Genomic DNA, 23,500 nt, shown 5'->3' with positions numbered 1-23,500 from the left:
CCTAATGCGCTATAAAATTTATTGCGTATCGTGCAGATTTTTTTGTTTTGATTTTGGTCAGTAACAAAACTTTAACTATTGTTACGCTTATTTTTCGACCAAATCGCAGAGATGTGTCAAGCTACAGGCTCAATGTAATGACTAAGTTTTAGAACTTCCGTTTTAGGATCTAAAATGGAGTTCATTTCAATTTCTAGACCACTTTTATATATCACTTTACCCAAGTGATATTTGTTTTTCGGATTAATTCGCATGAATAGCAAATCTCCTATTTTTACTGCACAATCTGATGTTGCTTTACGTATCCACGTAGATCGCGCAGTTCGCCACTATTTTGCACAACTGCAGGGCGAGCAACCATCTCAGGTATACGACATGGTGCTAGCAGAAATGGAGAAACCTCTTCTATCTGTAGTTCTAGAATATACACGTGGTAACCAAACACGTGCTGCCGAGATTCTCGGACTCAACCGTGGTACTTTACGTAAAAAGTTAAAAGCTCACGGTTTAATGAGTGAATAAATGATAAAATGCTTGCGGCTTCCGCAGGCATTTTTTTTAACCTGTAAATTGCTGATTTTGTTTTATTCTGTTCCTTGAAAACTGTGACGAAGATCATGACTATTAAACGCGCTTTAATCTCTGTGTCTGACAAGACTGGTATTGTTGAATTTGCACAAGAACTTGCTGCTCTAGGGGTAGAAATTTTATCTACAGGTGGTACCTACAAATTGTTGAAAGACAATAATGTGGCTGTAGTTGAAGTTTCGGAGCATACAGGTTTTCCAGAGATGATGGACGGCCGTGTAAAAACACTACATCCGAAAATTCATGGGGGTATCCTGGCTCGTCGTGGTCTAGACGAAGCTGTGATGGCTGAACACAACATTGATGCTATTGATTTAGTCGTTGTAAACCTTTATCCATTTGCTGCAACAGTAGCAAAACCAAACTGTTCACTTGCTGATGCCATCGAAAACATCGACATCGGTGGTCCTACCATGGTTCGTGCTGCGGCAAAAAACCATGCATCTGTAGGTATCATCGTAAATGCATCTGACTATGCAACCGTTGTAGCTGAGCTTAAAGCTGAGGGTGCTTTATCTCATGCAACTCGTTTTGACCTAGCGGTGAAAGCCTTTGAACATACTGCACAATATGACGGCATGATCGCATCTTACTTAGGCGCTCGCGTAGGTAAAGAAGAAGGTCAGGCAGACAAGTTTGCACGTACTTTCAATACTCAATTGAACAAAGTTCAAGACCTTCGTTACGGTGAAAACCCGCATCAAGCTGCTGCATTCTATGTAGAAGACACAGCGACTGAAGCTTCTGTTTCAACAGCGAAACAGCTTCAAGGTAAAGAACTCTCTTATAACAACATTGCGGACACTGATGCAGCACTTGAATGTGTGAAATCATTTACGAAGCCTGCTTGTGTGATCGTTAAACACGCCAACCCATGTGGCGTTGCAGTGTCTCTAGACGGTATTCAAGCAGCTTATGATCTTGCGTATGCAACAGATCCTGAATCTGCTTTCGGTGGCATCATTGCATTCAACCGTGAATTAGACGTTGCAACTGCACAAGCGATTGTCGACCGTCAATTTGTTGAAGTAATCATTGCACCGAGCATTGCTGAAGGTGTTCTTGAAGTAACAGGCGCGAAGAAAAACGTACGTGTACTTGTATGTGGCGAACTTCCAGCAATCGATGCGCGTCAATCGCAACTTGACTACAAACGCGTAAACGGTGGTTTACTGGTTCAAGACCAAGACTTGGGCATGATCACGAAAGATGATCTTAAAGTAGTCACCAAACGTGCGCCGACTGAACAAGAAATTGACGACATGATCTTCGCTTGGAAAGTGGCGAAATACGTGAAGTCTAACGCGATTGTTTATGCCAAAAACCGTCAAACCATTGGTGTAGGCGCTGGCCAAATGAGCCGTGTAAACTCAGCTCGTATTGCTGCAATCAAAGCTGAACATGCTGGTTTAGTAGTTGAAGGTGCGGTAATGGCATCTGACGCATTCTTCCCATTCCGTGATGGTATTGATAACGCTGCGAAAGCGGGTATCAAATGCATTATCCAACCGGGTGGTTCTATGCGTGATGAAGAAACGATTGCTGCGGCTGACGAAGCTGGTATTGCAATGGTGTTCACTGGTATGCGTCACTTCCGTCACTAATTAATTTTAAATCCTCCCTAGCCCTCCTTAATAAAGGAGGGTTTTCTATATCATAGTAGAGCGAAGGGAGTCCCCCTTTTATCAAAGGGGGATTTAGGGGGATTCTATTTCAGAAGGATTTTTTTTAATGAATATTTTAGTTTTGGGTAATGGTGGTCGTGAACATGCACTTGCATGGAAAATCGCGCAAGATGATAAAGTCGCAAAAGTATTTGTAGCACCGGGTAATGCAGGTACTGCAACAGAAAATAAATGCGAAAATGTTGCCTTAAATATTTTAGACAATGCTGCGATTATCGACTTTGCAAAAAGCAATGCAGTTGAACTTGTCATTGTCGGCCCTGAAGCACCACTTGTGAATGGTGTGGTTGATGCTTGCCGTGCAGCTGGTGTAAAAATTTGGGGTCCAACGCAGTTTGCTGCACAGCTTGAAGGCTCTAAAGCTTTTGCCAAGCACTTCTTAAAACGTCACAACATTCCAACTGCTTTCTATGACGTGTTTACTGAAGTAGATGCCGCTAAAGCATTTATAGAGAAAAATGGCGCGCCAATCGTGATCAAAGCCGATGGTCTTGCTGCAGGTAAAGGCGTAATCGTTGCCATGACCAATCAAGAAGCATTTGCAGCAATTGATGACATGCTTGCAGGTAACAAGTTTGGCGATGCAGGTTCTCGCGTTGTGATCGAAGAATTCCTTGCGGGTGAAGAAGCATCTTTCATTTGTATGATTGATGGCGACAACATCTTGCCGATGGCAACTTCTCAAGACCATAAACGTATTTTTGAAGGCGACCAAGGTCCGAACACTGGCGGTATGGGTGCTTACTCTCCTGCTCCTGTTGTGACGGCTGACGTATTTGAAAAAACCATGAAAGAAGTGATGCGTCCGACTGTTGACGGCATGAAAGCAGATGGTCATGTTTACACAGGTTTCTTATACGCAGGCTTGATGATTGATGAACAAGGTCAACCTAAAGTGATCGAGTTTAACTGCCGTTTTGGTGACCCTGAAACTCAACCAATCATGATGCGTTTAAAATCATCTTTAGTTGATTTGGTTGAAGCTGGTATTGCTGGTAACTTACCTGCGGAAGCTGAATGGGATGAGCGCAAGACTGTCGGTATCGTACTTGCGTCACGTGGCTATCCTGAAACGTCTAGCAATGGTGATGTGATTTCAGGTTTAGACACTGAAATGGCAGATGCGAAAGTGTTCCATGCAGGTACTAAAGCCAATGAAAATGGTGAGATCGTGACTGCTGGTGGTCGTGTACTTTGCGTGACTGCACTGGGTAATACCATTGGTGAAGCACAAGCAAAAGCTTTAGAACTTTGCAAAAAAGTGACATTCGACGGCGTTCAATACCGTAAAGACATTGGTTACCGTGCGATTGCGCGTGAAAATGCTTAATCTAAATTTTGGTTAAGTAAAAACCCCGCTAAGTGCGGGGTTTTTAATTAGTAATTTTTATTTCATTTGAGCTACTAATTCTTTCCATTCATCAAAATTAGTATCTTGTGGATTACTCCAGTTTAATTCTTTCCCGACTTTTATTTTTCTAAGACCTATATTTCTTCTACAAGTAGCTAGCTCAAGCAACTCGGATAATATTCCCCACAATTCAAAAATTACTTCATATTCTGGACGTCTTCCACTATGCACTAGTTTATTTCGAGATTTTCGAGCACTCTCTAATATCTTATAATTTTGTCTTGAGATAATTTTGGCTAACCTTAAAAGTTTATGCTTAGTTGCTATATTTTTTAAAAACTTAGCTTCTTCCCATGTTGTATGTAAACATCTTACTTGTCTTGGATAGCTATCCTTACATTTAATATAAATTTTCTTCCATAAAATTTCTGTAATTTGCTCAACTACAATCCACAAATTATTAAGCGCATCATTATTGTTTTGATTAATTAAAGATGTATAACCATTTAATAGAAAGAATGGTGTAAAAGATGGAATTGACTTAATTATTTCCTGCCCAGCATTATAAGCGAGTCTTAGATCATTAAAATGTAAAACTCTAGGATGCATCAACGGTAGATATCGTTCAGATATAGATGCCCAATTGCACCTTAATTGATTATGAAGCGATGGCAAATTAGAAAATAAACTTCGCTTTTCATATAATAGACCTCTTGCGAAAGTAAAAACCACCTCAATATAGATTTCATGAGATATCAGAAATTAAACCGTTTTTCAGATTCTGAATTTAAACGCCTGGTTGGCGTACCTCGACCAGTTTTTACCGAAATGGTAGATGTTTTAGAAAAAGCAGAATCACTCAAAAAGAAATCAGGTCGTCCTCATACTTTAGATTTAGAGGATCAGTTGTTATTAACGCTCAATTACTTACGGAACTACAGCACTCAACTGGAATTGGCGGCAAATTACCATATCGCTGAAAGCAATGTGAATCGAACCATTAAAAAAGTTGAAGATGCATTAATGAAATCAAGACGTTTTACTCTGCCAAAACGAAGCATTACCACAGCAGACGAACACTTTAACTGGGTCATTATTGATGCCACAGAATGTTCAATAGAACGCCCGAAAAAAAAATCAGAGTAAGTTCTACAGTGGTAAAAAGAAGAAACATACGCTAAAAGTACAAGTGATCTATCATCCGAAGAGCAAACAAATCATAGGGCTAGATATATCGAATGGCAGTCAGCATGACATTAAACTGGCAAGAAAAACGGTTAAGAAATTCAAACATTGTGAATATGTTATGACCGATTTAGGTTACTATGGATTAGAGAAAGATGGCTTTAAATTATTGATGCCAATAAAGAAAAAGAAGAATTTACCCTTATTTGATGTTGAGAAAAAGTACAATAAAATGATTGGAAAAATACGAGTTGTGATCGAACACATCAATAGTCAATTGAAAACATTTAGAATATTAAGTGAACGCTATCGAAATAGACGGAAAAGATTTGGTTTACGCGTCAACTTAATAGCTGCATTGGTAAACCGGATAAATTTTCAATAATGACTTTCGCAAGAGATCTAATGTACCTACATCTAACTCATGAGGATGCAAGACCTCTGCATGGATCCCACCTAATAACAGGCAACACAAAATCTCATTTAATTTAGTAATACCATCAATGCGTGTTGGAAAATTTTCGCTTTGAGGGATTGCAATTGCTCCGTTATAACTAATTAAAGCACCTAAACTATCATCACTTTCTAAAGAAAGAATTCCGATTACTTTTGATAGTTGCATTCCCTCATAATCATTGTTATTGATCTGATCTAATGAAAAATTAATCCTAGGTTGTTGTTCACTAATGATTGCTGAAAAAGGTTTTAGATGAACCATCCAAGCAGGATTACTACAAACTTGCGTTTCTTGATTCTGAATCTGTTGATCATCCAACATAATTTCATCCATGTTATATTAAATTTTGATGATTAATAGATAACATCTTATATCTTGGTCTAAGTATATGTCATCAGCTTCAATTACCACCCCTCGCCTGATCCTGCGCCAATGGCAAGAATCCGACACTACCCCATTTATCCAAATGTGTGCAGATGATGAGGTCATGCGCTACTTCCCTAAAAAACTCGATGCGACTGAGGCAACCGCTTTTCTTGAACGTATTCGTACTGCTATTAAAACGCGTGGATGGGGACTCTTTGCCGTAGAACTCAAAGCGACAGGCGAATTCATCGGATTTATTGGCTTACACGTACATCCACCTGAATTTGAAATTGCCGATGCACCTGAAATTGGCTGGCGCTTGCTACCGCAATACTGGAATCAAGGCTATGCCACTGAAGGAGCCAAAGCGGTACTGAAATATGCTTTTAGAACTCTACGACTCGAGAAAGTCATTTCTTTTACTGCATGCGTTAACACGCCATCAGAACGTGTCATGCAAAACATTGGCTTAGAAAAAGTGGGAGAGTTTGATCATCCGCTTGTACCTGCCGATCATATCTTGTGTAGACACGTACTCTATGAAAAACAGCGTTCGGATTATCTCTATATTCCCTTTTGTTAAAACAAGCTTGCAGTATCATGACCTGAGGAAACCAAGATCAGATACTGACTCGCTTAGTTAATATAAAGGAAAGATTTATCTCGTTAATGATCGAATTTTCTTCATTTCCCAAAAAATCAGATATTTTTTTATATTTATCTATATGCATTTTTTATATTTCTATCTTACAAAATCTTATAAAGATCACTATTTAAACACATCCATTAAAACTATATTTTCAATATAAATAATATATTGTTTTAATTAATATTTTCTTTAAAAGATCTTTTTTTTATATTCGACTAAAGAGATAAGCAAGGCTTTTTTATCCAGTATATCGAATATAGATTTATTGCTATGATATCCGCAACTTCAGAGCACATAAACCTTGGCATGTACTTATAAAATATCTATTTTCTCTCTCCAAAATAGATCAAGTACATCAGATTTGGGCTGCCTCTGACTTGATCAAGTTCACCAGAACTGTTGCTGCACGCTTGCATCTTCCGATCTCAAGCCCTCCTCAGCAATGATCAAGCCACCTACTTAGATCGTAATAAAACTCTTATTTAACACGATTTAAAAATGCTTATACTTTAGGCAAGAATAGAATTAGGACAATTTCATGAAAAAGTTACTTGGCGTTATCTTGAGTGCCTCTGTATTGACTTTAACTGGGTGTGGTAAACAAGAAGCGCCTGCCACTGATGCAGCGCAAAGCAAAGATGCTAATGGTCTTCAAACTGTAACTATGGCTTCGACCGGTTCAGATGCAGACGTATGGCGTTATATCGCGACCCTGCCTGAAACCAAAGCAGCCGGTATCAAACTTGATGTGAAAAATTTTACTGACTATGTGTCAATGAACACGGCAGTAGCCAACAAAGAAATTGATGTGAATGCATTCCAGTCTTATGCCTATATGGTGGCTTACAACGATGCCAACACAGCCAAAATTGTACCTCTATCTACCACTTATTTAGAGCCAATGGGTATTTACTCAAGCAAAGTGAAATCTTTAAACGAGTTTAAAACTGGTGCAACCATTGCTATTCCTAACGACGGCGCAAACGAATCACGTGCATTATTACTTTTACAATCAGCAGGCCTGGTTAAATTAAAAGCTGGTTTCGACAATGTCAAAGGCACAACGTCTGATGTGACCGAAAATGCAAAACAAATCGTGATTAAGCCCATTCAAATGGCGACTGCAGTACGCGTAAAAGACGAAGTTGATGCGATTGTGCTGGGCAATACCTTGGCAATGGAAGGTGGTTTAAACGTATTGAAAGATGCGATTTACTATGAGCCGATTGATCAAAGCACAAAAATGAACGTCAACGTATTAGCGGTTGCAGCAGATCGTCAAAATGATCCAGTCCTGCAAAAAGTGGGTGCGTTGTATCATACGCCAGCAGTAAAAGCATATGTTGATGAGCATTTTGGTGGTACTAAAGTTGCGGTAAACAAACCTGTGACGTATTTAACTGAATCAAAATAGTACTATAATAGACTTTTAGAACAGGCAAGGACGATTTCTTGCCTGTTTTTTTATCCGTGATGCAGTTTTTGACACTATGATTGAATTTAAAGATATTTCAAAACAGTATGAGCTTAAGGGTCAAACCTTGCATGCCTTGAATCAGATTAATCTTCAGATTCCAACCGGCAGTATTTTTGGCATCATCGGTTATAGTGGTGCCGGTAAAAGCACCCTCATCCGTCTGATCAACCTGCTTGAGCGCCCAAGCTCAGGCCGGATTATCATTAACGGAACAGATTTTACCGCACTGGATGCCAAAGCATTGCGTCAAGAACGTGCCAGCATCGGCATGATTTTCCAGCATTTCAATTTAATGCAAACCAAAACCGTGGCAGCCAATATCGAAATGCCCATGAAACTCCTCGGCTGGAGCAAGGCAGAACGGGAAAAGCGCCTCGAAGAATTATTAGACTTTATTGACCTGAAACATAAACGTCATGCTTTTCCAGATGAATTGTCTGGCGGTCAAAAGCAGCGTGTTGGTATTGCCCGTGCCCTTGCCAATCATCCAAAAATTTTACTCTGTGATGAAGCGACTTCTGCACTTGATCCACAAACCACCAAATCTGTTCTACAGCTACTTAAAAAAATTAATGAAGAACAAGGCATCACCATTGTTATGGTTACCCATGAAATGGATGTAATTGAAACCGTGTGTGATTATGTCGCCGTGATGGAAAAAGGTGATGTGATTGAAACCGGCAGTACCTTACAAATATTCAGTCAGCCCCAGCACCCGACGACCAAGAATTTTATTCAGACCGTATTACAGCAGCATTTACCAGTCAATATTCTGAATAATCTGGAAAACCAGAATCACAACAGTATTTATTGCCTGAAATTCCTTGGTAGCTCGGCACAGGAAACCGTGATTCAAGCGGTGATTAAACAGTTTGATATCAGTTTAAATATTCTGTTTGCCAATATGACCGAAATTAATGGCACGGTGATTGGCCAGATGTTTATTCAGCTACTGGGTGATGCACAAGAAATTCAAGCAGCAATAAAATTCCTTGAACAACACGGCGTACAAGTCGATCAGGCGGGAGTACAGGCATGAGAGATTTAATTGTACAGTGGCTGACAACGATCACTGCGCCGTTCTGGAAAAGCTCCCTGTCGATAGATCAGTTTGTGACAGCGCTGCAAGAAACCTTTCATATGGTGTTCTTCGCGATGCTGTTTGGCTGTATCTGGGGCTTCATTCAGGCGATTACTCTACTGGTGACCCGTCCGAATGGGATTCTGCCGAATCGTGTGATTTATCACGGTCTCAATCCGATTGTGAATGCGCTACGTTCATTGCCATTTATTATCTTGCTGATTGCGGTGATTCCACTGACCAAGTTAATTGTCGGCACATCGATTGGGACCTGGGCAGCGATTGTTCCATTGACCATTTATGTCGGCCCATACATTGGTCGCCTGATTGAAACCTCTTTACTCGAAGTGAATGAAGGTATTATCGAATCTGCCCAAGCGATGGGCGCGACGCCAATCCAAATTATCTTTAAGTTTATTCTGCCGGAAGCGCGTAGCTCACTGATTCTAAACTTGACTACTGCTACCATCAGTTTGATTGGTGCAACGGCAATGGCCGGTGCTGTCGGTGCGGGTGGTATTGGTGACTTAGCGATTTCTTATGGTTATCAGCGTTTTGATACCTCTGTAGTCATCATGACGGTGATTGTATTACTGATTCTAGTGCAGATTGTACAAAGCCTCGGTGACTGGTTATCCCGACTTCGTTAAGCTAGTTTTTATGTATAAATAAAGCCCTTTAAAAAGAGGGTTTTATTGTTTTTAATACTTACGAACCCTTTCTCATTATTTCAAAGTAAAGTCCTGCAACTATTTGATACGTGCCACCGCGACAGGAAGTCGCCCGTTGGTCTGTGGCACATGGAAGTGCCATCAGATCAACAAAGAGGTTTTGTTACTTTTGCCCCGTTAAAAGTAAAAGAAAATATCTTCTAACAACTAACTAAATAATCAGCTTAAAAAATCAAATTCAAACTTGACCTAAAAGTTAGCCATTTCCCCTCAATTTCAAACTGAAACAATAAATCCCATGTTAAACTATTCAATGGTTTTAGCAGGGACTCATCTATGCACTTTGTTCATCTTGGTATTCATACAGAATTTTCGATTACTGAATCCATCGTACGGATACCTGACTTGGTCAAAGCTGCCGAAGAAGAACAGATGCCTGCCCTTGCGCTCACGGATCTTTCTAACCTGCATGCTGCCGTCAAGTTCTATGGCAAATGTCTGAGCAAACGCATCAAGCCGATTCTGGGTTCTGAAATTCGCCTGAATGATGCCGAACATCGCATGACCTTATTGGCCATGACCAATACCGGCTGGCGTAATTTGACTGAATTAGTATCTGAAGGCTTTATCAGTGGCCAGCAACTGGATATTCCCTGCGTTCAAAAACAATGGATTTTAAATCAGCCTGAGGACATGATTGCCCTGCTCGGCATGCATTCCGATGTCGGCAAAATGCTGATGAGTTCAAATCCGCAAAAAGCGGAACCGCTGCTAGAAGAATGGGTCGAAAAATTTGGTAATCGTGTTTATCTTGCCCTGACCCGTACCAATCGTCCGGATGAAGATAACTTTATTCTGGAAGCCGTTAAGCTGGCAAAAAAATACAATATCGGTGTGGTCGCACATAATGATGTGCATTTCATGACCCGTGAAGATTATGAAGCGCATGAAGCACGGGTATGTATTGCAGATGGTTATGTGCTTGGTGACAACCGCCGCCCTAAAACCTATTCACCTGAACAATATTTCAAATCTGCTGAAGAAATGACAGCGCTGTTCTCGGATATTCCATCTGCGATTGAGAACACCTATCACATTGCCAAACGCTGTAATGTGACGCTGCAACTGGGCAAATACTTCCTGCCTGATTATCCGATTCCTGAAGGTCATACCATTGATACCTTCTTTGCACACTTGTCCAAAGAAGGTCTGGAAGAACGCCTGAATTTCCTGTATCCGCCTGAACAACGTGATGAAGACTGGCCAGAAATCCGCAAGCCTTATGATGAGCGTATCGAATACGAGATTAACATCATTAACTCGATGGGATTCCCGGGCTACTTCCTGATCGTGATGGACTTCATTCAGTGGTCGAAAAGTAACGGCGTTCCGGTCGGTCCGGGCCGTGGTTCGGGTGCAGGTTCACTGGTCGCCTATAGCTTAAAAATTACCGATCTTGACCCGCTGCGTTATGAACTGCTGTTCGAACGTTTCCTGAACCCGGAACGTGTTTCGATGCCCGACTTCGACGTCGATTTCTGTATCGCAGGCCGTGACCGCGTGATTGACTATGTAGCACGTACCTATGGCCGTGATGCGGTCTCCCAGATTGCAACATTCGGCACTATGGCGGCCAAAGGTGCGATTCGTGATGTTGCGCGCGTTTTGGGTAAATCTTATGGCTTGGCGGATCGTATCTCGAAAATGATTCCGACCAAGCCTTTAGGTCTAAGCCTGCTTGAGTCACTAGAAGCTGAACCCCAGCTTAAAGATATCGTCACCAATCCATCCAATCCAGACCATGACGATGCAGCCGAAATCTGGGAAATGGCACTGAAACTGGAAGGTATTACCCGAAACACCGGTAAACACGCCGGTGGTGTGGTGATCTCGCCAACCAAAATTACCGATTTCTCTGCGGTCATGTGTGATGCCGATGGTACCGGACGCGTGGCACAGTTCGATAAAGACGATGTCGAATCTGCAGGTCTGGTGAAGTTTGACTTCTTGGGTTTGCGTAACCTGACGGTGATTGAAGATGCGGTTAAAAATATCAATAAACGCATCAAAGCGGATAAACCTTTAGATATTGCTTATATCCCGCTTGAAGATAAAGACGCATATCTGGTCTTTGCCAATGCCAACACCACCGCGGTATTCCAGTTTGAATCCGTGGGCATGAAGAAGATGCTGAAAGAGGCACGCCCGAGCAAGTTTGAAGAAATTATTGCCTTCGTATCGCTGTACCGTCCAGGCCCGATGGATCTGATTCCTGACTTTATCCACCGGATGCATGGTGGCGATTTTGAATATCTGCATCCATTGCTTGAAGGCGTGCTAGAACCCACCTACGGGATTATGGTGTATCAGGAACAGGTAATGCAGGCTGCACAGTACTGTGCCGGCTATACCCTTGGTGGCGCGGACTTGTTACGTCGTGCCATGGGTAAGAAAAAACCGGAAGAAATGGTCAAACAGCGCCAGATCTTTATTGAAGGTGCATCGAAAAAAGACATTGATGAAGCCACGGCCAACCATATCTTCGACTATATGGAAAAGTTCGCCGGCTATGGTTTTAACAAATCGCATGCGGCTGCCTATGCCCTAGTTGCTTACCAAACTGCATGGCTAAAAGCGCATTATCCGGCGGAATTCCTGTCTGCGGTATTGACCTCGGAGATGCAGAACACCGACAACGTGGTATTTCTGATTGATGACTGTCGCAAGAATAATCTGGAAGTTTTGCCGCCGTCAGTGAATATGTCGCTGTATCAATTCCATGCCACTGATGAGCAAACTATTGTCTATGGTCTGGGGGCAATCAAAGGCGTCGGTGAAGCGGCGATGCAATCGGTGATTGACTCACGTGCGCAAGAAGGTCCATTCCGTGACTTATTTGATTTCTGTCATCGTATTGACCTGAAAAAAATCAATAAGCGCACCCTGGAAGCACTGATTCGCTCAGGTGCACTGGATTGCTTAGGCATTGATCGTGCCGACCTGATGGCGCAACTGCCTGAAGCGGTTCAAGCTGCGGAACAGGCACGTTCCAACCGTGAAACCGGCATCATGGACTTGTTTGGCGAAGTGGAAGAAGTTCAGCGCAAGCCATCTAAACCCGTCAAACCTTGGGCGGATGAAGTTCGCCTGAAAGGTGAGAAAGACACACTTGGTCTGTATCTGACCGGCCACCCGATTGATGTGTATCGCAATGAGCTGAAAGCCTTTGTGCCTAGTCAGATCAATGAGCTAACGCCGACCCGCCGTGGTGTAACCACCGTGTTTGCAGGACTGGTGGTAGATATTGCCAACTTCCCGAACCGGATGATGATGACCCTAGATGATGGTACGGCACGGATTGAGATTTCAGCCAATCACGAACGCTTCAACCGCTTTAAAGAGATTATCCAGCTCGATAAAGTGGTGGTGATTGAAGGCGAAATCTATGAGCGTGAAGGCTTTGACCGTCCGATGGGACGCCTCACCAAGGCATTTAGCCTGAATGAAATTCGCCAGAAACGTGCCAATAGCATCAAGATCACCCTCACAGCCGAGCATTTCAGTAAGAGCTTGAGCCGTGACCTGCAGCAAATTCTGACTCCTTATTGCAATGTCGATATGTCCGCACATATTCCGGTGATTCTATATCTGGACTATCCGTATGCCACGACTGAACTGCATCTGGGTCTCAACTGGAAAGTCGCCCCACTGGATGAGCTCCTAGCCAAATTGCGTGATTATTTTGGTAAAGAAGCCTTGCATATTGAATATCAGGTCAAGTCCAAAGCTGCCAAAGCCGTGTCCTATGAACAGGCCAAGCCAGTGGATGTTCCTCCGCCGCCTGTGGGCATGAGCATGGATGATGCACTGGAACTGTATCAGGCTGAATCCCAGCCGCAATATTCATAAATCCTGATCTTTAAAACACCTTAAAATTGGAATCCTCATGAGTCAAATTGACAATGCTGCTGTTTCAGCACATCTCTCCCATGTGCGTATTGTCATGGTCAATACCACTTTACCTGCCAATATCGGCAGTGCCTTACGTGCCATGAAAACCATGGGCTTGTCCAAGCTGGTTCTGGTGGCACCGAAAACCTATCCGCATCCGGATATTGACGCGCTGGCCGCGGGTGCAACTGACCTGATCGAGCAGATCGAGATTGTCGAAACCCTTGAAGATGCCATTAAAGACTGCCAGATTGTATTCGGCACCAGCGCACGCAGCCGTACTATTCCCTGGCCGCTGTTAGATGTGCGCCCTGCCGCTGAAAAAGCCATGACCGCCGTGGTACAAGATCAGCAGGAAGTCGCGATTCTATTTGGCCGCGAAGACCGTGGTCTGACCAATGAAGAACTGGCGATGGCCAATTATCATCTGACTATTCCTGTGAATACGGACTACGGCGTACTGAATGTAGCTCAGGCGATTCAGGTGATCTGCTATGAGATGCGGATGGCAACGATGAGTCAAATTGAACAACCACGTGATGCTAAAGCGACCATGCAAGTCATTGATGGCATTGAAATGGAATGGGATGAACCCTTGGTCAATCATGCGCAGATGGAACAGTTCTATCCACACTTGGAAAAAATGCTGGCAGAAATTGAGTTTATGGATCCAAAAAATCCAAGATTATTGCCTTTACGCTTGCGTCGTCTCTTCGGACGTATACAATTAGATCGTATGGAATATCACTTACTTCGTGGTATTTTCAGCCGTGTTCAGGCATTGAACAACGGTACCTGGAAAAAATCTTCACACACATCATCACAGGACGAGGATCAAATCTAATGCTAAAACAGCTCAAAGAAGATATAAAAGCTGTCTTTGCGCGCGATCCTGCAGCACGCAATACCTTAGAAGTCTTAACCACTTATCCTGGCATTCATGCGCTGATCATGCATCGCATGGCACATGAGCTATGGAATAAAGACTGTAAAGGAACTGCACGTGCGTTGTCTTCGTTTAGCCGCTTTGCCACGGGCATTGAAATCCATCCGGGTGCAAAAATTGGCCGCCGTTTCTTTATCGATCACGGTATGGGTGTCGTAATTGGTGAAACCGCTGAAATTGGCGATGACGTCACCCTTTATCACGGCGTGACTTTGGGTGGAACCACCTGGAATAAAGGCAAACGTCATCCGACCCTAGAAGATGGCGTGGTAGTCGGTGCTGGTGCCAAGATTCTTGGGCCATTCACCGTAGGTAAAAATGCCAAAGTCGGTTCTAATGCGGTCGTTACCAAAGCAGTTCCTGAGAACGCCACAGCTGTGGGTAACCCGGCACGTTTTATCACCAAAGACAAACCTAAAGATGATGCTGAAGCGCGTCGTCGTGACTATGCAGAAAGTATCGGTTTCCAGCCCTATGCCGCAACTGAAGACCAGTCTGATCCGATTCTTGAAGGCATGCGGATTTTGCTGGATCGCATTCAGCAAAATGAAAAACGCATGAACAACTTGTGCAATCGTCTTTCTTTGTTAGATCCGACCTTTAACAAGCAGCAACAGGATGGCCAGCCTTTGAGCAAAAAAGAGTTGGAGATTCTGGAAGAAGCGCGCCGTGAATGTGAAGCGCAAACCAGCCAATCCAAGGCCTGAATATCACACTTCACTCTGTAACACGGGTTTACTTGCATGATGGTTATAGTTTTCATAGACTGACGATCATGCAATTTTTGAATAGATGTTTTAAAAAATAACAGAATGGATGACTATTATGACCTTTAAGCCCTTGGCACTTGCTTGCTTAGCATTCACAATTACTGCGTGTTCGATCACTCCTCAGAAATCTGCTGAGAAACCTGTAGATCAAGTGGTTTTTGTAGAGCCTGAACTGTCCCCACCATTTTATGCTTTAAATCCATTCAATTATAATGAACCACCTGAATTTGAAGTGCATTTGAAAAAAGCTGCAGCGCAGCCTGTAACCAAGATGGTGGTGACGGATCCTAATGATCCATCCAAGCAATTGACCCTGGATGTGAATAAACTGATTATTCCAGTGGTAGATAGCAATACCCGTGCAATGCGTTATGCAGCACTTGCCAATTCAAATGAAATCGATATCACCGAAATTGACGATTTCCTGCAAATGGTCGAAGGTAAGGCACGTCATTATCCACCACGTTTCAGCGATCGTCAGGAACGCCGTGGCTTTGAAGCCAAACTACGTGAAGTCACCCGACAACTGGATACTTTAGCGGCCCGTTCAAATGCCTCTTTTGATGTGTTGATGCGTGCTTTTAAAGCCAGCGTGATGGCACGTAACCTGGATCTGGGTTCAGTTTATACCACCAATTCCCTGACCTATGCCCAGCGTATTCTCAAAATTAATCCAGATGATCCTGAGGTCAACTTCTGGTTTGGTTTTGGTCTGTCTGAAGGCGGTGGTCAACGTGAAGCCATCGCTTATCTGGACAAAGCCATGAAAGCCGGGGTTCAGGAGGCTTATCTTTCTGCAGCCAATAACTATATTGCGCTGGAACAGAAGAAAAATGCCACTCAAACCTTGGCGAACTATAAGGTGAAATATCCGCAAGAAGCTGAAGTGGCGGACCGCCTGATTCAGGAAATTGAGAAAAACGGCCGCTGGAATGTTTGGCAAATTCTGCAAAGCTCAACACTTGCTCCGGTTGCAGAGCCAGCAACAGCACCTGTAACGCCATAACAAGATTCGCTTCAATTTGATTACAAATAGACTGCTACGGCGGTCTATTTTTATGGAAAAAAATTAGTAAAATACAAAACATTATCCCGCTTTATAACTTGAATTCAGTGAAAAGTTTTATGCACGAAAAAATAAATAAAAGATTAATGCTGTGCACTTTACTCATCACCAGCGTACTCAGCGGCTGTCAGGTGGTCAGTGTTAAGGAACAGGCCATTAATGTCACGCTGAACAATGAGCGTGACAGTATCTTGACCCGCGACAAGCTCAGTGAAGCCAGTTTGAATGTGTTGTCCATGACAGGTCGTGAAGCCCAGATCTGTATTGATCAGCCCGAAGAATGTGTGGAAGATCTGAAAAGTATTCCCCAGATTTTAGATGAACAATTGCTTTCTACAGCAAGTGAATTATATCTAGCCAACTCCTTACAAAATGCCAAGTCTGCTGAATGTAACACCGGAATTTTAAACAAAACCCGATCACCGGAAAAACAGCAACAACACAAGCAGAACATCCAGAAATGTCTGGATCAGCAGCTCACTATGCTGGATAAAAGCATTCGTTATAGCTATGCCTATCTATTTAAAACCGAGCGTGCGCCGCAAGAGCGTATTTTTGATAACCGCCAGGTCCAGATTCGTGACTTTTATAACCTGGCGATTGCTCATCTGATTCAACGCTATGCTGAACGTTATGAAGCCAAACAGTCCGGCCAGCGCATTCAGGTCGGTGACAGTGTATACACCATTGATCTGGAAAATTTTCCGCAGCTGAAAAACCAGACCATTGAACAGCTGATGTCCACCTATAACATGAACTTTTCCGGCCTGCGTTCTATCACCCGCCGTGATGGTTTTGGTTCAGAATTTTTAGTGGTCTTACCTGAAGCACAGCAAACCGAGCAAGATAAAAAATATATTGTCGATCCGCTCAAGCACAATTATCCAAATGGTATCAATCCAAATATTCATTCAGCCCGCTATCTGGCGACCACCATTACCGCTGTACCCAAATCCGCGAATTCGACCGAACAGATTCTCTCTAGCTCTGAGTTTCACCTGAAACTCTATGATCCTTATAAACATGAAAAGATCAAAGTGGCTTCGAAAGAATATGCGCTGGCCGCCAACTTTTCCGCACCTTACGGCTTATGGCTGGCCGAGAACAATCTGGGGCGTTTAGCCTATCTAACCCTGATTAATCGCGAAGACAGTCTGAGCATGCCGCATCTGTACATGCTGGAACCTTATAATCCGGACAAGAAAGTGCTGGTATTGATTCATGGCTTGGCCAGTAGTCCTGAAGCCTGGATTCGTCTGACCAACGACATTATGGGTGATCCGGTATTAAGAAAAAATTTCCAGGTCTGGCAGGTATTTTATTCTACTAATATGCCGATTCTGGAAAGCCGTTTTCAAATTAATGCAGTGGTTCAGCAAGGCTTTGCCCAGGTCGCGAACAATGCGCCAGCCAAAAAAGATGCGGTACTGGTCGGACACAGTATGGGAGGAGTGATTGCCCGTTTAATGGTCAGTCAGGCCGATATTACCCAAGATGCATTTAAGCTGGTACAAAATACCCGCATTGCCCAGTTTAAAGATAATCCGTTATTTAAAGCACGCCTGCAAATGCGGCCTATTCCAAATTTCACTCGGGCCATTTTCTTAGCGACACCACATCGTGGGACAGAATATGCCGACCGCTGGCATACCAAACTGGCCCGTAAAATTATCCGTATACCGGGTGCATTTTTGGGTGCCTTTGCCGATACCCTGCAAGGCCAGATCGGGTTAAACGAGTTTGTCAAAGAACTGGGGCATGACCTGATTCAAAATGGCCCAAGCGATCTGAGTGAAAATTCAAAATTCACGGCGTTGACCCAGGATATTCAGCCTTCTAAAAATATCAAATTTCATTCTATTATCGGCAATACCGTAGATACGCAAGATACCAAGCTCATGAGCGATGATATTGTTTCATATGAAAGTGCTTACCTAAGTGGTGCTGTATCTAGCAAAGTCATTAAGGGTGGCCACTCGATTCAGGAAACGCCTGAAGCCGTACTAGAATTGCGCCGGATTCTCAGATTACATCTCTCAGACCTCGGTCTTTATGATCCAGAATAAATTATCCTTTTGACTTATCTTAACCACCGTATGTTCGCATCCGGTGGTTTGTTTTTTTTTAAAATTGCAAATAGTGCTGAATAAGAAGCCATAGCGGCAGATCTGAGCGTTGACTTAAAGATTCATCTAGAATTTCATTTCTTTCTAAAAATTAAATTTGATAGACTTGCTGCAATACAGCTTTAAAGCTGAATTGAATCAGCAGATTCATTTCACATTTTCGGTCTCCTGTGCTCAATCATGTAGGGTTCGCCAGATTGAAAATGTGCTTTAAATTTTCCTGCATAGCCTATTGAGCAGTATTTGCATTTATCTCTTGTTGAAAGGATTTATTTTTAATGACCAGTTCAGAAATTATGGCTGATCTTTCTACCTTAACACCTATGATGCAGCAATACATGTCAGTGAAAATGCAGCATCCGCATTCATTGATGTTTTATCGTATGGGTGATTTTTATGAACTGTTCTTTGAAGATGCACACAAGGCAGCCAAGATTTTAGGCATTACCCTGACCCATCGCGGTAAAGCCAATGGTCAGCCGATTCCTATGGCGGGCGTGCCTTATCATGCAGCCGAAGGTTATCTGGCACGTCTGGTCAAAAAAGGCGAAACCGTGGTGATCTGCGAGCAGATCGGCGAAGTTACTGGGAAAGGACCGGTTGAGCGTGGTGTAGTTCGGATTATTACGCCGGGCACCCTGACCGATGATGCCATGCTCGGTGCACATCAAAGCTCGAATCTGGTGGCTTTATGTATTCAGCAGAGTCAGATTGGCATTGCACTTCTCGATCTCAGCGCTGGCTTATTTAAAGTACAGCAGCAGGATTATGATCTTAACCAGCTCATGATTGAACTGGCACGTTTGATGCCAAGCGAAATTCTGCTGGATGAAAATATCGCTGATCCGACATTGACCGAACAACTCAAACAGCAACTGGATATCTCGGTCACCAAACGTCCAAATGTTGATTTCAACCTGAATAATGCACAAAAAACCTTATGTGACCAGTTTGCCGTCAGCACGCTTTCAGGTTTCGGAATTGATCATTTACCTTTGGCTAAAGCAGCCGCAGCGGCACTGATTCACTACGCCAAAGAAACCCAGAAAACTGCGTTACCGCATATCCGCACGATTCAGCTAGAACAGAGTTCAGATTTTATTGCTTTGGATCCGGTGACACGCCGTAATCTTGAACTGATTGAGCCTTTATTTGAACATGGGACATCCTTATTTCAGCTGATCAATGATTGCCAGACTGCCATGGGGGGGCGCTTGCTCAGTCGCACCCTGATGCAACCTTTACGCGATACCGCCTTGCTGGATGAGCGCCTGGATGCCATTCAAGCCCTGCTGCAAGGTTTCCACGAAGTACCTGTACGTTTGGTACTAAAAGAAATTAGCGATATTGAACGCGTGCTGAGCCGTATTGCGCTTGGCAGTGCCCGTCCACGTGATCTGGTGCAATTGCGACAGGCCTGCGCGCAAATTCCATTTTTACGCCATGCCCTGCAACCGATTGTCAGTCAGCAACAGTCCAAACTTTTAGTACAACTCAATGAAGAACTCGGCGACTTCCATGATCTACATCAACGTCTGATGTCCGCCATTGTGGAAAATCCACCCGTCCTGCTTCGTGATGGTAATGTCATTGCAGAAGGTTTTGACAGTGAACTCGATGAACTACGTCAGATTCGTGATCATGCCAGCCAGTTCCTGATTGATCTGGAAATTAAAGAGCGTGAACAAAGCGGCATTCCGGGACTGAAAATTGGCTACAACCGCGTCAGTGGCTATTATATTGAACTGACCCGCGCACAGGCTGAACAGGCACCCGAGCACTATATTCGTAGGCAAACCCTGAAAAATGCCGAACGCTACATCACACCTGAACTGAAAGCATTTGAAGACAAAGTCTTATCAAGCGAATCGCGTGCCTTGGCCCGTGAAAAAATGCTGTTTGAAATGCTGCTGGATGAACTGCGTCAGGATATCGGCAGTTTACAGATGATGAGCAGCGCCATTGCCCAGATTGATCTGATTGCTAATTTTGCCCATCAGGCGCGTTTACGCAACTGGTCGCGTCCAAAATTTAGCCCTGAAATCGGTGTAAGTATCACTGCTGGACGACATCCAGTGGTAGAAGCCCTCAGTAAATCGGCCTTTACTCCGAACGATACGCGACTGGATTTTTCCCATCGCATGGCCATCATTACCGGCCCCAACATGGGTGGTAAATCCACCTTTATGCGCCAGACTGCATTGATCGTGTTGCTGGCTTATTGTGGTGCCTATGTTCCAGCGCAAGCTGCAACTTTAGGTCCGGTTGACCGTGTCTTTACCCGTATTGGTTCTGCCGATGATTTATCGACCGGCAAATCAACCTTTATGGTGGAAATGACCGAAACCTCGCAAATCCTGCATCATGCCACCAGCCAGTCTTTGGTACTCATGGATGAAGTTGGCCGTGGAACCAGTACCTATGATGGCTTGTCTTTGGCTTGGGCCTGTGTGCTGGATCTGACCAAACGCATTCAATGTTTATGTCTATTTGCTACCCATTATTTCGAACTGACTGAACTGGATAAGGAAAGTGGCATTAATAACTACCATGTCACGGCCAAAGAGCTGAATGGTAATCTGATTTTATTGCATAAGGTGCAACATGGCCCGGCCAGTCAAAGTCATGGCTTGCAAGTCGCGAAATTGGCAGGCATTCCGGCTGCGGTGATTAAAGAAGCGCAAAACCGCTTAAAGATTCTGGAAAAACAGCATCAGGCCAAGCCACTGAGCCCGCAGCATGATCTGTTTGCAATGCCTGAATTTTTAGAGCCTGTAGAACGTATCATCGAAATTGAGAAAGAATCGCCTGCACTGGACTTACTCGAAGATATTGATGTAGATAGTTTAACTCCGCGTGAAGCCTTGCAGCAGTTATATGCGCTCAAAGACCTGATCAAACAGCCAAGTTAATTCTCGGTCCTAGACCTCATCTGGCATAGGGTCGATGTCCTGAACATACCGATGAATGCTGTAATTCATCGGTATGCGACCTTTTTTCAAATTTAACAGCCCTATATATAACAAATATCAATAAAAGGAATTGTTAGTTCCCCCTGTTTTTGCCTAAAATACAGCATTCGTAATTAGAACCATATTTTTTAGGTAGCTGTCGCCATGACCTTCGTTGTCACTGAAAATTGTATTAAATGTAAATATCAAGACTGTGTTGAAGTTTGCCCTGTAGACTGTTTCTATGAAGGTCCTAACTTCCTTGTGATTAACCCGGACGAATGTATCGACTGTGCGTTATGCGAACCTGAATGCCCGGCAAATGCAATTTTCTCTGAAGACGAATTACCAGAAGGTCAGGAAGTCTTTATTGAACTGAATGCTGACCTGTCACAAAAATGGCCAAATATCACACAAATTGGTGACCAGCCAGCAGACCGTGAAGAATGGAATGGCAAAGCAGACAAATTACAATACCTTGAAAAGTAATTAGTTTAAACTTTAAAAGATCAGCAAATGCTGATCTTTTTTATACTCAACGCACACATTTCATTGCAATATTCTCCAAATTTCTCCCTATATTTAGTCTAAAATAGCGCTATTTTGTAAATATCTGATTTCTATAAATGAAGAACTTGTTAAAGGGATTATTGAGTCTTTGTATAATTCCTCTTGTTTTTGTGGGCTGTACCACGACCACAAAACAACCTGGACAGGCCACCACACCTGCTGGAAAACGGATTTACATTCCACAAGAACGTGTTCAATACGATCGTAAAGCCCACCCAAAAACTGTGCCTTATGTGTATACCCACTGGGTATCGGCACTGGATAATTTGTCACGCGTGCGTGAATATGAGGTTTTTCTGGAACGTCATGGGGTTGGCAATATCATTCCGAGTTTCGAATTGATGCGTACTGCACGTGATTGGGCCAAGTGTGGCCGTTCCCAATACATGATTCCAAGCCGTGAATTATGGGCCAATCAGATCCCAACTTTAAAAGTCTTTAAATATCTGGTTGCAGCCAATGTACTGACTGATTTTGAAGTCACGTCAGTCTATCGTGACCTGCCTTTAAACCAGTGTGCCGGTGGTGCCAACTCTTCACGCCATCTGTACAACTCTGCCATCGATTTCCGGATTGGGCCTGAATATCCCCAAGCACAAGATTATAGTTATATTGAAAATACCAAGTTTAAATTGTGCCAGTTCTGGGTGCAGCATGGTCAAAGCCTGAATATGGGACTCGGCATGTATGCTTCTGGCCAGATCCACATCGATACCCAAGGTTATCGTACTTGGGGACCGAGTTTAGGCCGTAATTCCTCAATGTGTAATTACTAAGTCATGACAAATGTTCTACAAAGTTCATGCAGGACTTTGTAGCGCCTAAAAAATCAGCACCTATAGAACAATAAATTGCGCTCTGCCGCGAAAAGTTTAAAATGCACGCATCGCAATCGAGGTGCTAAGACTATGCAACAAATGTGGACAGACATTGATCACTATATTGATTCACATTTAATTCCTGAAGACCCTATTCTGAATCAAACTCTTGAGAATACCGCAGCGCACGGTTTTCCTGATCACCTGGCTGTAGCACCGAACCAAGGCATGTTGTTGCAGATGCTGATCCAGATGAACCAATGTAAACGTGTACTGGAACTCGGCACATTTGCAGCATATAGCACCATGTGGCTGGCGCGTGCCTTGCCGGATGATGGCTATATCCTGACGATTGAAGGACGCGATACCCATGCGGCAATGGGACAGGAAAATATTGATCGCGCGCAGCTTAAACAGACCGTTGAGCTGAAATGCGGCCGTGCAGCAGATGTGCTTAAAGCCCTGCCTGAAGATACTGAAGCTTTCGATTTCATCTTTATTGATGCAGATAAACAGAGTTATCCGGAATATCTGGAACTCAGTTTAAACCTGTCGCACTCAGGTACGCTTATTTTTCTGGACAATGTGATTCGTGCGGGTGAAATCATTAATCCGGACAATAATAAACCAAGCATTGAAGGCATTCGTGACATGTTTAAAGCCCTACAAAATCATCCACGTATCTTGTCATGCACTGCTTTACAAACAATTGGCAGCAAAGGACATGATGGTTTTGCACTCGCGATTGTGAAATAAAACAAGAAGAACAAAAATCACCCAATGACATATTTA

Annotated in this window: 19 protein-coding genes; 17 read left to right on the top strand and 2 right to left on the bottom strand. The window is 43.3% G+C overall.

Annotation, left to right across the window (positions count from 1 at the left end; all coding sequences use genetic code 11):
* The first annotated feature begins 252 nt into the window (after positions 1–252).
* From fis to purD, 3 genes are all read left to right on the top strand, one after another.
* Positions 253–522, top strand: a complete 270-nt coding sequence (gene fis / locus ACNPNW_RS10375; RefSeq protein WP_001086304.1) for a DNA-binding transcriptional regulator Fis — start codon at positions 253–255, stop codon at positions 520–522.
* Positions 523–617: 95 nt separating this feature from the next.
* Complete coding sequence (gene purH, locus ACNPNW_RS10370) at positions 618–2,192, top strand: bifunctional phosphoribosylaminoimidazolecarboxamide formyltransferase/IMP cyclohydrolase (RefSeq protein WP_191112734.1); 1,575 nt, start codon at positions 618–620, stop codon at positions 2,190–2,192.
* Between the two features lie 127 nt (positions 2,193–2,319).
* Complete coding sequence (gene purD / locus ACNPNW_RS10365; protein WP_420937253.1) at positions 2,320–3,603, top strand: phosphoribosylamine--glycine ligase; 1,284 nt, start codon at positions 2,320–2,322, stop codon at positions 3,601–3,603.
* A 57-nt stretch (positions 3,604–3,660) separates the two neighbouring features.
* On the opposite strand, the gene ACNPNW_RS10360 is transcribed toward purD, so the two are convergent.
* Entirely contained in the window at positions 3,661–4,233 is a 573-nt protein-coding gene (locus tag ACNPNW_RS10360) for a hypothetical protein (protein WP_420937252.1), read from the bottom strand.
* 138 nt (positions 4,234–4,371) lie between these two features.
* Here ACNPNW_RS10360 and ACNPNW_RS10355 point away from each other — a divergent pair.
* Positions 4,372–5,194 (top strand): IS5 family transposase gene (locus ACNPNW_RS10355; RefSeq protein WP_325756114.1). Its coding sequence is split into 2 segments (ribosomal slippage): positions 4,372–4,752 and positions 4,754–5,194, totalling 822 coding nucleotides; the frame shifts between segments, so codons are not numbered across the junction.
* On the opposite strand, the gene ACNPNW_RS10350 is transcribed toward ACNPNW_RS10355, so the two are convergent.
* Complete coding sequence (locus ACNPNW_RS10350; protein WP_420937251.1) at positions 5,156–5,587, bottom strand: hypothetical protein; 432 nt, start codon at positions 5,585–5,587, stop codon at positions 5,156–5,158. The two genes, ACNPNW_RS10355 and ACNPNW_RS10350, sit on opposite strands and share 39 nt — an antisense overlap.
* 67 nt (positions 5,588–5,654) lie before the next feature.
* On the opposite strand from ACNPNW_RS10350, the gene ACNPNW_RS10345 reads away from it, so the two are divergent.
* From ACNPNW_RS10345 to ACNPNW_RS10285, 13 genes are all read left to right on the top strand, one after another.
* The gene (locus ACNPNW_RS10345) at positions 5,655–6,215 is read left to right on the top strand and encodes a GNAT family N-acetyltransferase (RefSeq protein WP_420937250.1); all 561 of its coding nucleotides are present in this window, start codon (positions 5,655–5,657) and stop codon (positions 6,213–6,215) included.
* 604 nt (positions 6,216–6,819) lie between these two features.
* Positions 6,820–7,695 carry a MetQ/NlpA family ABC transporter substrate-binding protein gene (locus ACNPNW_RS10340; RefSeq protein WP_005263086.1) on the top strand — a complete coding sequence of 292 codons (876 nt, stop codon included), beginning with the start codon at positions 6,820–6,822 and terminating at the stop codon, positions 7,693–7,695.
* 76 nt (positions 7,696–7,771) lie between these two features.
* Positions 7,772–8,797, top strand: a complete 1,026-nt coding sequence (locus tag ACNPNW_RS10335; protein WP_005100878.1) for a methionine ABC transporter ATP-binding protein — start codon at positions 7,772–7,774, stop codon at positions 8,795–8,797.
* The gene (locus ACNPNW_RS10330; protein ID WP_312327358.1) at positions 8,794–9,489 is read left to right on the top strand and encodes a methionine ABC transporter permease; all 696 of its coding nucleotides are present in this window, start codon (positions 8,794–8,796) and stop codon (positions 9,487–9,489) included. Before ACNPNW_RS10335 ends, ACNPNW_RS10330 begins: the two co-directional genes overlap by 4 nt.
* 357 nt (positions 9,490–9,846) lie before the next feature.
* The gene (dnaE, locus tag ACNPNW_RS10325; protein WP_420937249.1) at positions 9,847–13,419 is read left to right on the top strand and encodes a DNA polymerase III subunit alpha; all 3,573 of its coding nucleotides are present in this window, start codon (positions 9,847–9,849) and stop codon (positions 13,417–13,419) included.
* A 37-nt stretch (positions 13,420–13,456) separates the two neighbouring features.
* Positions 13,457–14,305, top strand: a complete 849-nt coding sequence (locus tag ACNPNW_RS10320; protein ID WP_004279927.1) for an RNA methyltransferase — start codon at positions 13,457–13,459, stop codon at positions 14,303–14,305.
* Positions 14,281–15,114 carry a serine O-acetyltransferase gene (cysE, locus tag ACNPNW_RS10315; protein WP_253147061.1) on the top strand — a complete coding sequence of 278 codons (834 nt, stop codon included), beginning with the start codon at positions 14,281–14,283 and terminating at the stop codon, positions 15,112–15,114. The genes ACNPNW_RS10320 and cysE overlap by 25 nt, the downstream gene beginning before the upstream one ends.
* 118 nt (positions 15,115–15,232) lie before the next feature.
* Positions 15,233–16,183 (top strand): ABUW_2363 family tetratricopeptide repeat lipoprotein, encoded by a 951-nt coding sequence (locus ACNPNW_RS10310; RefSeq protein WP_420937248.1) that lies wholly within the window; start codon positions 15,233–15,235, stop codon positions 16,181–16,183.
* 119 nt (positions 16,184–16,302) lie between these two features.
* Positions 16,303–18,309 carry an esterase/lipase family protein gene (locus tag ACNPNW_RS10305; protein ID WP_420937247.1) on the top strand — a complete coding sequence of 669 codons (2,007 nt, stop codon included), beginning with the start codon at positions 16,303–16,305 and terminating at the stop codon, positions 18,307–18,309.
* A gap of 338 nt (positions 18,310–18,647) precedes the next feature.
* Entirely contained in the window at positions 18,648–21,281 is a 2,634-nt protein-coding gene (gene mutS / locus ACNPNW_RS10300) for a DNA mismatch repair protein MutS (protein ID WP_420937246.1), read from the top strand.
* A 204-nt stretch (positions 21,282–21,485) separates the two neighbouring features.
* Positions 21,486–21,809 carry a ferredoxin FdxA gene (gene fdxA / locus ACNPNW_RS10295; RefSeq protein ID WP_004279936.1) on the top strand — a complete coding sequence of 108 codons (324 nt, stop codon included), beginning with the start codon at positions 21,486–21,488 and terminating at the stop codon, positions 21,807–21,809.
* Between the two features lie 137 nt (positions 21,810–21,946).
* Entirely contained in the window at positions 21,947–22,666 is a 720-nt protein-coding gene (locus ACNPNW_RS10290; RefSeq protein WP_004279938.1) for a D-Ala-D-Ala carboxypeptidase family metallohydrolase, read from the top strand.
* A 132-nt stretch (positions 22,667–22,798) separates the two neighbouring features.
* Positions 22,799–23,464 (top strand): O-methyltransferase, encoded by a 666-nt coding sequence (locus tag ACNPNW_RS10285; RefSeq protein ID WP_420937244.1) that lies wholly within the window; start codon positions 22,799–22,801, stop codon positions 23,462–23,464.
* Positions 23,465–23,500 lie beyond the last annotated feature (36 nt).

Source organism: Acinetobacter endophylla (assembly GCF_053543775.1).
The sequence above is the reverse complement of the archived record's forward strand: the minus strand, read 5'-3'. Positions and strand labels throughout refer to the sequence as shown.